14 protein-coding genes are annotated in these 14,439 nt (G+C 63.6%); 4 read left to right on the top strand and 10 right to left on the bottom strand.

Annotated elements, in window-relative coordinates:
- From F3J20_RS27085 to flhD, 8 genes are all read right to left on the bottom strand, one after another.
- The coding region (locus tag F3J20_RS27085; protein ID WP_167285298.1) for a methyl-accepting chemotaxis protein at positions 1-1,716 on the bottom strand (1,716 nt) is incomplete at its 3' end.
- Positions 1,717-1,779: 63 nt separating this feature from the next.
- Positions 1,780-2,310 carry a chemotaxis protein CheW gene (locus F3J20_RS27080; protein ID WP_167047285.1) on the bottom strand — a complete coding sequence of 177 codons (531 nt, stop codon included), beginning with the start codon at positions 2,308-2,310 and terminating at the stop codon, positions 1,780-1,782.
- A gap of 144 nt (positions 2,311-2,454) precedes the next feature.
- The gene (cheA, locus tag F3J20_RS27075; RefSeq protein WP_167285296.1) at positions 2,455-4,845 is read right to left on the bottom strand and encodes a chemotaxis protein CheA; all 2,391 of its coding nucleotides are present in this window, start codon (positions 4,843-4,845) and stop codon (positions 2,455-2,457) included.
- A gap of 107 nt (positions 4,846-4,952) precedes the next feature.
- Positions 4,953-5,330: a response regulator gene (locus F3J20_RS27070; RefSeq protein ID WP_167285294.1), complete on the bottom strand. Its 378-nt coding sequence runs from the start codon at positions 5,328-5,330 to the stop codon at positions 4,953-4,955.
- Positions 5,331-5,416: 86 nt separating this feature from the next.
- Entirely contained in the window at positions 5,417-6,424 is a 1,008-nt protein-coding gene (gene motB / locus F3J20_RS27065) for a flagellar motor protein MotB (RefSeq protein WP_167047276.1), read from the bottom strand.
- 16 nt (positions 6,425-6,440) lie between these two features.
- Positions 6,441-7,301, bottom strand: a complete 861-nt coding sequence (motA, locus tag F3J20_RS27060; RefSeq protein WP_167047273.1) for a flagellar motor stator protein MotA — start codon at positions 7,299-7,301, stop codon at positions 6,441-6,443.
- A gap of 134 nt (positions 7,302-7,435) precedes the next feature.
- Positions 7,436-8,158: a flagellar transcriptional regulator FlhC gene (flhC, locus tag F3J20_RS27055; protein ID WP_240159207.1), complete on the bottom strand. Its 723-nt coding sequence runs from the start codon at positions 8,156-8,158 to the stop codon at positions 7,436-7,438.
- Positions 8,158-8,478, bottom strand: coding sequence for a flagellar transcriptional regulator FlhD (gene flhD / locus F3J20_RS27050; protein WP_167285293.1), 321 nt, complete (start codon positions 8,476-8,478; stop codon positions 8,158-8,160). Before flhD ends, flhC begins: the two co-directional genes overlap by 1 nt.
- Before the next feature lie 786 nt (positions 8,479-9,264).
- On the opposite strand from flhD, the gene F3J20_RS27045 reads away from it, so the two are divergent.
- Positions 9,265-10,329 (top strand): glycosyltransferase family 4 protein, encoded by a 1,065-nt coding sequence (locus F3J20_RS27045; protein ID WP_167285291.1) that lies wholly within the window; start codon positions 9,265-9,267, stop codon positions 10,327-10,329.
- A gap of 290 nt (positions 10,330-10,619) precedes the next feature.
- On the opposite strand, the gene F3J20_RS27040 is transcribed toward F3J20_RS27045, so the two are convergent.
- Positions 10,620-10,922, bottom strand: coding sequence for an H-NS histone family protein (locus tag F3J20_RS27040; protein ID WP_167047267.1), 303 nt, complete (start codon positions 10,920-10,922; stop codon positions 10,620-10,622).
- Positions 10,923-11,206: 284 nt separating this feature from the next.
- Between F3J20_RS27040 and aqpZ the strand changes: the two genes are divergently transcribed.
- The 3 genes from aqpZ to F3J20_RS27025 all read left to right on the top strand — a co-directional run bounded on the left by aqpZ (position 11,207) and on the right by F3J20_RS27025 (position 13,418).
- Positions 11,207-11,947 (top strand): aquaporin Z, encoded by a 741-nt coding sequence (gene aqpZ / locus F3J20_RS27035; RefSeq protein WP_167285290.1) that lies wholly within the window; start codon positions 11,207-11,209, stop codon positions 11,945-11,947.
- Between the two features lie 184 nt (positions 11,948-12,131).
- Entirely contained in the window at positions 12,132-12,854 is a 723-nt protein-coding gene (locus F3J20_RS27030) for a histidine phosphatase family protein (RefSeq protein WP_167047261.1), read from the top strand.
- Between the two features lie 285 nt (positions 12,855-13,139).
- A complete protein-coding gene (locus F3J20_RS27025) occupies positions 13,140-13,418 on the top strand; it encodes a PXPV repeat protein (RefSeq protein WP_167047258.1) in 279 nt (92 codons plus the stop codon).
- A 194-nt stretch (positions 13,419-13,612) separates the two neighbouring features.
- On the opposite strand, the gene F3J20_RS27020 is transcribed toward F3J20_RS27025, so the two are convergent.
- The gene (locus tag F3J20_RS27020) at positions 13,613-14,434 is read right to left on the bottom strand and encodes a Cof-type HAD-IIB family hydrolase (RefSeq protein WP_167285288.1); all 822 of its coding nucleotides are present in this window, start codon (positions 14,432-14,434) and stop codon (positions 13,613-13,615) included.
- Positions 14,435-14,439: the final 5 nt, after the last annotated feature.

Below are 14,439 nucleotides of genomic sequence, written 5' to 3'. Positions count from 1 at the left end.
GGCCTTGCCCGCCTTGCCCGTTGCGTTGCCTGTTGCACGGTTCGCGTTCGCCGCGCTCGCCGCTTGCGGCGTCATCGCTTTGGCGGGCGGCCTGCCAGTCACGCCGCTCGGCTGCGCCGCCGTCGGGAGACGCGCCGGCGCCGTGCCGCCGCGCACCGAACCGCCGGCGACTGTCCAGCCGCTCAGCACGGCTTGCAACTGGCGCGTCTGATCTTCGAGCGATGCCGCCGCGGCCGCTGCCTGCTCGACCAGCGCGGCGTTCTGCTGCGTGACCGAATCCATCTGCACGACCGCGCGATTGACCTGCTCGATGCCGCCCGACTGCTCTTCCGAGGCGGCGCTGATCTCGCCCATGATGTCGGTCACGCGCCGCACCGCCTGGACGATCTCGTCCATCGTTGTGCCCGCGCGCCCCACCAGTTCCGAGCCGCTGTGTACCTTGTCGGCCGAATCGCCGATCAGCTCCTTGATCTCCTTCGCGGCGCTCGCGCTGCGCTGCGCGAGGCTGCGCACTTCGCCCGCGACGACCGCGAAACCGCGGCCCTGCTCACCGGCGCGCGCGGCTTCGACCGCCGCATTCAGCGCGAGAATGTTGGTCTGGAACGCGATGCCCTCGATCACGCCGATGATGTCGACGACCTTGTTCGAACTGCTCGCGATCGCCTGCATCGTCGTGACGACCTGGCTCACCACGTCGCCGCCGCGCGTCGCGATGTCGGATGCGTTCACGGCAAGCTGGCTCGCCTGGCGCGCGTTCTCGGCGTTCTGCCGCACGGTGCCGGTCAGCTGATCCATGCTCGACGCGGTTTCCTGCAACGACGCGGCCTGCTGCTCGGTGCGCTGAGACAGATCGGTGTTGCCCATGGCGATTTCGCGCGCGCCGGTATCGATCGACTCGGTGCTGCTACGCACCGCGCGCACCATCGTCGCGAGGCTTTCCTGCATGCGCCGGATGCCGTCGAACAGCCGGCCGATTTCATTGCGGCTGAACACCTCGACGGTGCCCGACAGATCGCCCGCGGCAATGCGCTCGAAGCAGGCGGTCGCGTCCGCGAGAGGCTGCACGATGAGCCGGCCCAGCGCGAAGCGGATGCCGAACACGAGCAGCAGCGCGAGCACGGTCACGGCGCCGATCAGCGTCATCATCAGCGAGGCATTGGACTGCGCGCTCGCCTGCTGATCGAGCACGCTCTGCTGCAACGCCTTGATGACCGCGGCCGAAGCCGTGTCGTAGGCGATGAACATCGGGCTGATCTTCATGTCGGCGATCGCGTGATACGCGTCGAGGTTGTTCGCGTTCAATGCGGCGAATTCCGCGTCCACGCCATCGTGCATCACGGTCGTGTGTTTGGTGGCCACGTCGTCGAGCAACGCCTGATCGACGCCGTGCTTCGGCGTGTCGAGATACACCTGCCAACTCTGATTGCCCTTATCGAGCAATTCCTGCGCCCGGCCGAGCGTCTGCTTCGCTTCGTCCGCATTGCCCGCCGCCGTCATCGTGTTGAAGCGGTCGACCGCGACGCGCGCGCGCAGCAGATACGCCGACGCGTCGTCGAGCGCGTGCATCGCGACGAACTCGCCGCGCGCGAGGCGATCGAGCGAGGCGCTGGCGCGCTTGAGCGCCGTCAGCCCGAGCGCGCCGGCCACCACGGTCAGCGCAACCAGAAAAATCCCCACCATCGTCAGCGAGGTGCGGATCGACCACCTGCTCAGCATCTTGACGCTCCCATTGCCATGTTTTCCTTGCGGTTTGCCTTGCTGCTGCCGTTCACGCGGCGCTCAGACGCCGAGCGTTTCGGTCAGCGCCATCTCGGAGCTGGTCATGAGCTTCTCGATGTCCATCAGGATCAGCATGCGGCCGTCGACCGTGCCGAGGCCCGTCAGGTACTCGGTCGTCAGCGTCGCGCCGAATTCGGGCGCCGGCATGATCTGGTCGACCGCGAGCGTGAGCACGTCCGAGACGCCGTCGACGACCATGCCGACCACGCGATGCGCGACGTTCAGGATGATCACGACGGTCTGATGGTCGTACTCGACGCGGCCCAGATGGAACTTGATGCGCATGTCGACGATCGGCACGATGATGCCGCGCAGGTTGATGACGCCCTTGATGAACTCGGGCGCATTGGCGATGCGCGTCACGTTGTCGTAGCCGCGGATTTCCTGCACCTTCAGGATGTCGATGCCGTACTCTTCGGCGCCGAGCGTGAAGACGAGGAATTCCTGACCGCCGGCGTCCGCCTGCTGCGTGTCGCGGCGACCGTTCGCTCCGCTCGCGGCGCTCGAATTGATGGATTGGACTTCTGCCACGTTAGCCCCCAAACGGTTGGGATGAAATGGGTTGAATGTGTGTTGCGGAGACTGCCGGTGCGGATGCCGCCCGCGCGGTCGTGCCGCCCGTGCCGCCTATGCCGCTCATACCTCTTGTGCCTCTTGCGCCGCTCATGCCCGGCCTCACGCGAGACTCATCGCGCCGTGCCCATGCGCATGACGCGATTCGCGATTGAGCGCCGCCACGTCCACGATCAGCGCGACACTGCCGTCGCCGAGAATGGTCGCGGCGGAAATGCCGTGTACCTTGCGGTAGTTCGTTTCCAGATTCTTCACGACCACCTGCTGCTGGCCGACCAGTTCGTCGATCAGCATCGCGAAGCGGCGCCCCTCGGTCTGCATGATCGTGACGATGCTCTGGGTCGGGTCCTGCTTCGCATCCGCGACGTTGAACACTTCGTGCAACGCGACGAGCGGCAGATATTCGCCGCGCACGCGCACCACGCGCTCGCCGTTAGCGACCGTGTAGATGTCTTCGGCCAGCGGCTGCAGCGACTCCATCACGAAGTTCAGCGGCAGGATGAAAATCTCGTTGCCGACCTTCACCGACATGCCGTCGAGAATCGCGAGCGTGAGCGGCAAGACGATGCGCGTGGTGCTGCCCTTGCCCGCGTGCGACGTAATTTCGACGTGACCGCCCATCGACTGGATGTTGCGCTTCACCACGTCCATGCCGACGCCGCGGCCCGACACGTCCGTGACCTGCTCCGCCGTCGAGAAGCCCGGCAGGAAGATCAGGTTCCAGACTTCCTCGTCGCTCATCGTGTCGCTGACCTGCATGCCCTGCTTGGCCGCCTTCGCGAGAATCTTGTCGCGCCGCAGGCCCGCGCCGTCGTCGCTGACCTCGATCACGATGTTGCCGCCGTGGTGCGCCGCCGACAGCACCAGTTGCCCCGTCGAATCCTTGCCCGCCGCGCGCCGCGCTTCCACGGTTTCGATGCCGTGGTCGAGGCTGTTGCGCACGAGGTGCGTGAGCGGATCGATGATCCGTTCGATGAGGCTCTTGTCGAGCTCGGTCGCCTGACCGAAGGTGACGAGTTCGACCTCCTTGCCGAGTTTCGCCGCGAGATCGCGCACCAGACGCGGGAAGCGGCTGAACACGTAATCCATCGGCATCATGCGGATCGACATCACCGCTTCCTGCAGATCGCGCGCGTTGCGTTCGAGTTGCGCCATGCCGTTGAAGAGCCGGTCGTGCAGCGCCGGGTCGAACGTGCTGGTGGTTTCCGCAAGCATCGCCTGCGTAATCACCAGTTCGCCGACCAGGTTGATTAGCTGATCGACCTTCTCGACGCCGACGCGAATCGAACTGCCTTCGCCATTGGCCGCCGCCGCGGCCGTCCGGCCCGCCTTGCGGTCCGGGTCAGCGGGTGCGCCGGCAGCGGGCTTCGCCGCCGCTGTTGCCTGAGCCTCCTGAACCGCCTGAACCGCTTGCACCGACACGGCGGACGACGCCCCCGGCTCGGCGCCGCCGGTCTCACTGGCTGCGCCCGCGGGCGCAGCCAGTGAGACCGCAGTGGCCGACACGGCCGCATGCTCCGCGTAACCGACCGGCTGCGCCGCCGGAACAGCGCTCGCGACATACACGGTTTGCGCCGGCGACTGAGCGGCAGCATCGGGCGTTCCAGGTTCGCCTTGCTGCGCCTCATCCGCCGGTGCGGTGCCGCGGCCGATCGAGATCTGACTTTCGTCGATCACGAAACAGCACACGGCGATGATGTCGTCGGAAGGTACGTCGGTCGAAAGCCACAGCATCAGATCGCTGCCGCTCTTGACCTGCCCGACGATATTGCCCAGGTTGCCCAGCTCTTCGGCAAGCAGTTCCTGGTCTTTCTCTCCCACGCCCCGTAGCGTAATTTTCAGATGAGGACCGGCGCCGTCGGCCTTGGCTTCTGCCTCGCCGTCGCCGGTCCGTTCTCCCGCCGCCGCTTGCACCGCCTGTTCGACGACGTGCTCGGGCGGGGTGCCGTTTTGTTCTGGTGCTGCGTGTTCCGCTGCGCGTGCCTGTGCCTGCACTTGTACCTGCGCGGCTGCGACCGGTGCCTCGGCTTGTGCCACTGCCTGTGCCGTTTGCGCGACCGGTGCGGCCGCCGCCGGCGCCTCTGCCGGCGCACCGCCCATGCGGCTTTCCGCATGCAGCTGTTCGAGCTTCGCGCAGATCGCGCGCGCCACCGCCGCATCGGGCTCGGCGCTCGCGCGGTAGTCGGCGAGCTGGCCCGACAGCACGTCCTTGGTTTCGAGGAACGTGTCGATCATGTCCTTGCGCAGCACGAGTTCGTTGTTGCGCGCGCGATCGAGTAGCGACTCGAGAATGTGCGTCGTCTCCGTGAGCGCAGTGAAGCCGAAGGTCGCCGCGCCGCCCTTGATCGAATGCGCGGCGCGGAAAATCGCCGCGAGGTCTTCGGGGTCCGGGCGCGCCACGTCCAGATTGAGCAGCAGTTGCTCCATCTGCGCGAGCAGTTCGTCCGCTTCATCGAAGAAGGTCTGATAGAACTGTGTGATGTCGAGTGTCATGCCTGGGTCACCGCGAGAGTTCCTGTCTGAGCGTGAGCTGCCGTGCAGCCGCGTCGAGAGCTATGTACTGTGTCCGAAGGTGGCGCTTGCCGCACCGGTTCCGCCTGTCAGGTCGCTTCCGGCTCGGCCAGCGCCGCGACCAGTTCGGTCAGCAGGTCCGGGTCGAGCGGCTTTTCGATCCAGCCGGTCGCGCCCGCCTCGCGCGCCGCGCTCTTGAACGACTCGCCCGACTCCGTCGTGAGGACGAGAATCGGCGTCGTCTGGTACGCCGGATTGCCGCGCAGCGCGGCGATCAGATCGAGACCGGTCCTGCCCGGCATGTGCTGGTCGGTCAGCACGAGATCGAACGACGTCGCGAGCGCGTTTTCGAGCCCCTCGTTGCCGTCCGCCGCGAGCGTGACCTCATAGCCGGCGCTCGTCAGCGTCGCGGCAAGGATCTGCCGCATCGATGCCGAATCGTCGATTGCCAGGATGTGCCTGATCATGAAAACCTCGCTGCGCTTAAACCCCGGCCCCGGGCGGAGCGCGCCGGCGAGGCGCGTTCCGGCCCGGCGGCCGAATCCTGTTCCTGTTACTGGGCCGGCGGCGTTGACGCCGTCGGCTTCGGTGCAGCCGTCGCCGGCTGCGCAAGTTTTTGCAGCAACGGCTTCGAGCCTGCTGCGTCGTCCGACAAGGTGGTCGTCGTCGAGTCGTCGTGATCGAGCGCCTCTTCCGACTTTTTGTTCAACACGATGATGCTGATGCGGCGGTTCTCCGGATCGAGCGGGTCCGCCTTGTTCAGGTTCTGTGTCGAGGCGAGGCCGAGCACGCGCATCACCTTCGCTTCGTCCATGCCGCCCGCGATCAGCTCGCGGCGCGACGCATTCGCGCGATCGGCCGACAGCTCCCAGTTGCTGTAGCCCTTCTCGCCGCCCGCGTACGGCACGGCGTCGGTGTGGCCCTGCACGATGATGCGGTTCGGCACGTCGTTCAGCGTGTGGCCGATCTCGCGCAGGATGTCGCGCATGTACGGCTCGACTTCGTCGTTGGCGGTCGCGAACATCGGCCGCTTCTGCGAATCGACGATCTCGATGCGCAGGCCCGTCAGCGTCGAGTCGATGCGGATCTGCTGCTTGAACTGCCGCAGCACCGGGTTCGCCTCGATCGCGGCCATCAGCTTGACCTGCAGGTCGTGCAGACGCACCTGCTCCTGGCGTTCGAGCTCGCCCTGCAACTGCTTCACCGAGTCTTCGTTGTTGTGCGACGCGCTGCGCTCGGCGCGGCTGCTGCTGCCGTCGGTCGAGCGGGTCACGCCCTGCGCGTCGGTCGAGATGTCGCGCCCGCCGCCCTTCAGGATGCTCGAATCCTCGGCGCTGCGATCGCCGCCCCACAGCGTGATCTTCAGCGGCTGGTTGAAGTAGTCGGCGATGCCGCGCAACTGCACCGTGGACGCCGAACTCAGCAGCCACATCAGCAGGAAGAACGCCATCATCGCGGTCATGAAGTCCGCGTACGCGAGCTTCCACGCGCCGCCGTGGTGGCCGGCCTTCTTCGGCGTGGAACGCTTGACGACGATCGCGCGGTCTTTGTCCTTGCTCATCGGTTTAGCCGCCTGGTTATTTGGCCTTGACGCGGCGCACGTGCTCTTCGAGCTCGGCGAACGACGGGCGCTCGGTCGAGAAGAGCACCTTGCGGCCGAACTCGACGGCAATGGCCGGCGCGTAGCCGTTCAGGCTCGCGAGGATCGTCACCTTGATGCACTGGAACATCTTGGTCGACTCGGTCACGCGCTGCTCGGCAACGCTCGCGAGCGGCCCGATCAGCCCGTACGAAAGCAGAATGCCGAGGAAGGTGCCGACCAGCGCCTGGGCGATCATCTCGCCGAGCACGGCGGGCGGCTTGTCGGCCGAGGCCATCGTGTGGACCACGCCCATCACCGCGGCGACGATGCCGAACGCCGGCATCGCGTCGCCGACCTTGGTCAGCGCGTGCGCGGGCGCTTCGCCTTCCTGGTGGTGCGTCTCGATCTCCTCGTCCATCAGGCTCTCGATCTCGAACGCGTTCATGTTGCCGCCGACCATCAGGCGCAGATAGTCGGTCAGGAATTCGATGATGTGCTTGTCGGCGAGAATCTTCGGGTACTGCGTGAAAATCGGGCTCTTCGACGGATCGTCGATGTCGGCCTCCAGCGTCAGCGTGCCTTCCTTGCGCGCCTTCGCGAGCAGGACGTAGAGGAGCGCCATCAGCTCCATATAGACGTCCTTGTTGTATTTGGCCCCCTTGAACAGGGTCGGGATGACGCGCAGCGTTGCCTTGATCGTCTTCATCCCGTTACCGAGAATGAACGCGCCGAATCCGGCGCCGGCGATCATCAGCACTTCAACGGGTTGCAGCAGCGCGCCGAGATGGCCGCCTTCGAGCGCGTAACCGCCGAAAACGGACAATAGCGTCACGAGTGTTCCCACGAAAATCAGCACTGCCGAGCCCTCACAAAAAAGCGACGGGAGCCGTCGTTAGTTTTGTTTACGGCAGTCGTGCGGAAAACTTTCGGGGAAAAGCGCTGCCGCGCTCGGGTGTGCGCCCGAGGTATTGAGGGGCGTTAGGGGAAGGATCAGGGTCCAGCGGCGACGACGACGGGCTCGGGCGTCATGGCAGTGCGCGCGGCATTGACTGCATTGACGGCACGCATGGCAGCAGTGGCCGTGGCCGTAGCTGCGGCGGTTGCGCCCACGGCGTCGCGGACGTTGCCTGCCCCGCGCGCCCTGGCGCCGGCCATCCCCACGGTTGCCGTTCTCGCGGGCGTGCCGGCACGCTCAGCCGATTTCTTCGTCTTGCCCGCGCGCGAGGGCGGCTGGCACAGCCCGCAGACGAAGCCGCGCCGCGGTTCGTGCGCGTGGGCGACGAAGTGTCCGCCGCAGCGGCAGCAGGTGCTCATCTGCAGCATGCCGGAGTCGAAGAAGCGCACGAGCGTCCATGCGCGCGTGAGGCTCAGCACCGGCTCGTCGCCGTGCAACTGAACATGTTCCAGATAGAGCCGGTAGCTCTTCACGATCGACTCGATCGCGCGGCAACCGCCGTGGTCCGTGATGAAGCGGTAGGTGTTGTAGAACAGGGACGAATGAAAGTTCGGCTGCCAGGTCATGAACCAGTCGGTCGAAAACGGCAGCATGCCCTTGGGCGGCGATACCCCTTTCAGTTCCTTGTACAGCCTGATGAGCCGGTCGCGCGACAGGCTGGTTTCCGCTTCCAGCAACTGCAGACGCGCACCGAGTTCGATCAGCTCGATGGCGAGAGTGATTTCCCTGACTTCGAGTACGACGCTTTTACCGGCCATCAGCCGAGTTGCTCGACCGGCTGGCTCGCCATCAGGATTGCCGAGTGCGCCTGCGCGACGACGCTCGCCTTGTCCTTGTCCGCGAGGGCGGACAGCACGGCGTGGTCGTCGAAACGGAAACGGCACAGCATCTGGTTGGACGCCGCCAGCTTGACGGTCTGCGCCAGCGACAGATTGGCGATCACCTCTGCGAGCTGATCCGAGATTCCCATGCGAAACATGCCCATAGGCTTGTCTTCGCGCAGCAGACGCTGCGCGAGCAGGAGATAAGACAGGTTAACTTCTCTGATCTCATTGAGCATATCGCTATTCGTGCTCATGATTTCCCCCGGACGTTTATCTGGCTGGTCAGGCCATTTTGCGAAAACGTTTGCTCGAACGCATTCACCCGAAGTGTGCGAATCGGCTCGTTTCCTGTGTTGCAAGCATTGTCTCGAAAGGGGGAGCTGCCGAAAATCGGAGAGACACCCTGCCTTTTTGACGGATTAATCCGTCATTTATGTAGGAATTTTTCCTACATACCAGGCTGAGCCGATGCAATAAATGGGATGAAGCGGCGCGCGGGCAGGGACGTGCTATGCACTTTGGGAATTTCCGGGGCGATGCCATGTGCCGAATGGTGAGTTTGCAGCGGCTTATCGTCGCACCGCGGGGCGGTGGCCGATGATTATAAGACCTTTTCACCGCTCTGCAATAAAGCCCTATTAGACGATTCCCGATTGCCGTCCGATCGCCCGGGCGCGCGGCTTGCTCGGCTCGCGTACGCGTTTTTGAGTGTTTGTTTACTATGCGCAAACACGCGTCCCGAGTATCGGGACAGCCTGTCGATTGAGCTGTAGCGGCTCATGTTTCGCGCTGTAACAACATTAAGCGTTTGAAAAATAACTCGAATTAGCGCGGTTCATCCCGATAATGAAGCTAAGGGATTACCCGATGCCGATTCGGAGCACCCCTCGGGCGGGGGCAAACCGCGCCCAGCCGTCCGTGGCATTCGCTCCTCGCGCTATTCGAGCGCCGCAGCGCGAAGCCCCTAGTAACCCCCCCTTTTCGCAAGGGATCGGAGCACGCCTCAAAGCGTCCACTCCGATTGACACAGGAGAAACCGCATGCGAATCGCACAAATTGCGCCGCTGTATGAAGCCGTCCCGCCGAAACTCTACGGCGGCACCGAACGCGTCGTGTCGTACCTGACCGAGGCACTGGTCGACCTCGGACACGACGTCACGCTGTTCGCGAGCGGCGACTCGGTCACGTCCGCGAATCTCGAGGCATGCTGGCCGCGCGCGCTGCGCCTCGATCCGACGATTCGCGACGCACTGGCGCCGCACGTGCTGATGCTGGAAAAGGTGCGCAAGGTCGCGCACGAGTTCGACGTACTGCATTTTCACCTCGACTACATGCCGTTTCCGCTTTTCACGACCATGGACACGCCGTTCGTGACGACGCTGCACGGCCGTCTCGATCTGCCTGAATTGCAACCGGTGTTCGACGCGTTCTCGCATGTGCCGGTCGTGTCGATTTCGGATTCGCAGCGGATTCCGCTGCCGCAGGCCAACTGGCTCAACACGATCTATCACGGCCTGCCGGAGCAACTGCTCACGCCGCAGCCGCACAGGAAGCCCGAGTATCTGGCGTTCCTCGGCCGCATCTGCCCCGAAAAACGCGTCGATACAGCCATCAAGATCGCTGCGCAAAGCGGTCTGCCGCTGAAGATCGCCGCCAAGGTGGACAAGGTCGACATGGAGTACTTCAAGCGCGAGATCGAGCCGCTGCTGTCGATGGCGCATGTGGAGTTCGTCGGCGAGATCAACGAGGCGCAGAAGCCCGAGTTCCTGTCGGGCGCGAAGGCGCTGCTGTTCCCGATCGACTGGTCGGAGCCGTTCGGCCTCGTGATGATCGAGTCGATGGCGTGCGGCACGCCGGTGATCGCGTTCAACCGCGGCTCGGTGCCGGAAGTGATCGATCATGGCGTGACCGGCTACATCGTCGAGGACGTGCAGGGCGCGGTGGCCGCGCTGCAGCGTCTCGACGAGCTGTCGCGCAGCGAAATCCGCGCGCAATTCGAACGCCGTTTCAGCTCGAAAACGATGGCGCAGAACTATATCGACGGCTATTCGGCACTGATTGAAACGGCGAGCCGCCCGGTATTGCGCCAGGTGGCGGTCGGCTAAACCCGTTTGAAAGGCAGCTGGAAACTTTTGCTTCCGGCTGCTTTCAGCGGGCTTTGAATAACGGACTGAGCCGTTCGCTTCAAACGAACCCATAGCGGACAAATCCGGCATGGAAATCGTTTGCGTGCGGGGAAATCACGGTAATCTTCGTGATCGCCAAGAAAAAGCCGCCCACGTGGGCGGCTTTTTTTAATGCCGGCATGGCTGAGCTTTCATATCGCACGCCCCATCGCCGATAAAAGCGGCGGCCGAAAAACCTTCAGCCCGCTTTCACAGCCACGGCCGCGAACTCAGACCGAGCCGATCAGAAAGCGCTCGCGATTCTTGCCGACGATCCACTTGGGCGGCTTGCCGCGCCCGCTCCACGTACTGCCCGATTTCGGGTCCTGGTATTTCGCCGGCAGCGGCGTCTTCTTGGGCGGACGGCCGCGCTTGGCGGCGACTGCGAAGCCGAGATCCTGCGCGGTCAGACCGTATTCGGCGATCTTCTGGCGGATGTCAGCGATGACATTGTCGATCTCCGTGCGGCGTGCTTCTTCTGCCTGTGCCTGCAATTTGGCGATCTGCGCCTTGAGGTCTGCATATTGAGACATTCGGTTCTCCCCTTTTCTAGAACTCATTCGATCGCAGACTAACTGCAATTATAAAAATTCGCAATGGCCAATAATACCCATTTATGAAGATTTCCTCTGATAATTATTAAAATCTGGTGAATTGTAAAACCTTCGGTTTATCCCATAATAATCCCCATAAGCGACACAGCCTTGACAATTCTTGACACTCGAATTGGATTCTGCTGACTAGAATTGCGCGCTCAAGGCATGTTTTCGTCGTTAGCGATTCATGCTCCCTGAGCACTTTTTTAGGATTACCAATCATGCAGCTGTCAAAGCGCCTTGTCGCCGAAGTTTTCGGCACTTTCTGGCTCGTACTCGGAGGCTGCGGCAGCGCGGTTCTCGCGGCGAATTTTGCCGGGCCGGTTCACGGTCTGGGCATCGGCTTCGTCGGCGTGTCGCTCGCATTCGGCCTGACCGTGCTGACAATGGCGTTTGCAATCGGCCATATTTCCGGCTGCCATCTGAATCCGGCCGTGAGCGTCGGCCTCACCGTCGCCGGCCGCTTTCCGGCGCGTGACCTGCTGCCGTACATCGTCGCGCAGGTGATCGGCGCGGTGCTCGGTGCGTTCGTGCTGTCGCTGATCGCGTCGGGCAAGCCGGGCTTCGATCTCGTCGCCAGCGGCTTTGCCACGAACGGTTACGGCGAGCACTCGCCGGGCCATTACTCGCTCGCCGCGGCGTTCATCTGCGAAGTCGTGATGACCGGCTTCTTCCTGTTCGTGATCCTCGGCGCAACCGACCGGCGCGCGCCGGCCGGCTTCGCACCGATCGCGATCGGCCTGTGCCTGACGCTGATCCACCTGATTTCGATTCCGGTCACCAACACGTCGGTCAACCCGGCACGCTCGACCGGCCCGGCGCTGTTCGTCGGCGGCGCGGCGGTCGATCAGCTGTGGCTGTTCTGGGTTGCGCCGATTATCGGCGCGGTAATCGCGGGCGTCGTTTATCCGCTCCTCGCCGAAAATCGCAGCGACAATGCACAGCAACTGGCGCTCGATTGACGAAGCGCTTGTGCAAAGCGTAATTGTGTAAATTGCGTGAATGGCGCAATCAGTAAAAGCGGGCGCTACGGCGCCCGTTTTTTATGCAATCGAACGAGAGTGCGGCATAAGCCAGCCACCGCGTATTAAGGAAGCGCGCTGCTAGAATCGGACGACATCACGGCCTTTTGCACAGGGGTAACCGATGAATCGTTTCCGTGGATGGCTGCATGGCGCAGCACTTTCGATCGGCAGCTTGTGCGCCGGCGTACTCGCGCTGCAGGCGGCGCATGCGGCGACGCCTGCAACGGCGGTCACGGAGAAGGCAGACGGCAATATCGAAACGCTCGTCTTCGTTCGACATGGCGAGAAACCCGCTCAAGGCTACGGTCAGCTCGACTGCCAGGGGCTCAACCGTGCTCTCGCCCTGCCGGCCGTCATCGCCGCCAAATTCGGCAAACCCGATGCGATCTACGCGCCGGATCCCGGTCAGCAGAAAGACGACAACGGCCATCCCTACTATTACGTCCGTCCGCTCGCGACGATCGAGCCGACCGCCATTCAATTTCAGATGCCCGTGCAAACGCCGTACGGTTTTGCGCAGATCGACCAGTTGGGCAATGCGCTCGCCGATCCGGCCAACCAGGGCAAGCTGATCGTCATCGCATGGGAACACCGGCTGATCGAAAAACTGTCGCGGCAAATGATGAGCGCATATGGCGGCAACGCGGCCGACGTCCCGAAGTGGCGCAGCGCGGATTTCGACAGCATCTATATCGTTCGGCTCGACTGGCAAAACGGCACGCCTCGTGCGAGCTTCAAACACGATCGGGAAGGCCTGGACGGACGCGCGGCCGATTGCCCTTGCGCGGCACTGCCGGCTGCATCGGCGGCCGCAAGCGGCGCTTCAGCGAATGCGGCCGATTAATCGGGTAATACAAATGTAAGCCGCTATTACGCGCGTTGCGACGTGGGTCGTATGCAACGAGCGATACGCGACGCGGCCGGATGCGCCCGTCAGCCGCACAGCCTTACATAGCGGTGCATCCGGCGCGACGCGGCGAATGACCGCCGCGAACGCATCAGATTTCCGGCGCCCTTCGATTGCCTCGACGATGCTTGCAGTCCGTAACATCTCGTCGCAGTCCGAACCGCCCTCGGTGCGTACATTGGTCCTGTGCGACAAACCTACGTCGCTTCACAGGAGAACAACATGAAACGCATCGTCACTCACCTGCTGGTTGCTGCCGGACTCGCGGCGGGCGCATGCGGAGTCGCGCAAGCGCATACGGATCTGAACATCGGCCTGTCGCTCGGCGCTCCGGTTTATGCCGCCCCCGCGCGCGTCTACGCGGCACCGGAGCCGGTGTACTACGGCGGCTGGAATCATGGCTACTACCGCGACTATCGCCGCTATGACCGCGGCTGGGGTCACAACGACCGCCGCTGGGGCCGCGACGATCGCGGCGGGCATCGTGGTTGGCGGGATTGAGAATCGAGCCGAGGCGGGTTGAACGTCGGCTGGGTTGTATCGGGAATCGGCGTGGATGACGCTGCGCCAGCCCGGCTGGCTCGCCATTGGCATCAATCGGCAGTTCGCGATCAATCGAAGCCCGCACGATCGGGCGTTCGCGCCACCACCGGCCCGCCTCCGCGAAAGCGAATGCGGGCCGGTTTCATTCCGGTTCAGGAAGCCAGTTCGTCGCCGAGCGAGAAGAGCTTGCGCAAATGGTGCGCCACGCCCGCCTCGAAGTTGTTGCCGATGCGCGGCACATGCGGCAGACGCGTGACGAGGTCGGGATTGGCGTTGTTCATCATGAACGGATGGCCGGCCGTTTCGAGCAGATCGATGTCGTTCATGTTGTCGCCGAACGCGACGCATTGCGCGGCATCGATGCCAAGGCGCTCGAGCACGATCTGCAACGCGCGCCCCTTCGACACATTCGCCGTCATCACTTCCAGACAATCCGGCAACGAATAAGTTACGTACAGGCGCTCGCCGAATTCGCGTTCGAGATTGGCGGCGATCTGCGCGAGATCGGCCGGATCGCCGATGTACAGCACCTTCGCGATGTCGGCGCCATCGTGATTCGGCAGATCGGTCACTTCATAGGTGAAGCCCGAGTCCTGATGAAACTTCAGCAGATCGGGCGCGTCGCGATCGATGAGCCATGCCGCGTGGGCAAACAGATTGACGATCGCGCGGCCATGCGCACCGGCAATGTCAGGTTGCACGAGCCGCTGGACGACGGCAGGCGGCAGGTCGTCGGCGTGAATGACTGCGTTGTCCGGCGCGTGAATGCGCGCGCCGTTCGACGTGATCAGATACGGGTTGATGCCGAGCAGGTCGCGAATTCCCGCGACGTCGCAATAATGCCGCCCCGTGGCGATCACGAACTGCAGTCCGTCGCGTTCGAGCTTGCGCACCGTGGCAACCGTGAACGGGTCCACCTGATGGTCGGCGTTGAGCAGCGTGCCGTCGAGATCCGTGGCGATGACTTTGTACATGGTGA

This window comes from Paraburkholderia sp. Cy-641, assembly GCF_011752945.1.
Taxonomy (GTDB): Bacteria; Pseudomonadota; Gammaproteobacteria; order Burkholderiales; family Burkholderiaceae; genus Paraburkholderia.
The sequence above is the reverse complement of the archived record's forward strand: the minus strand, read 5'-3'. Positions and strand labels throughout refer to the sequence as shown.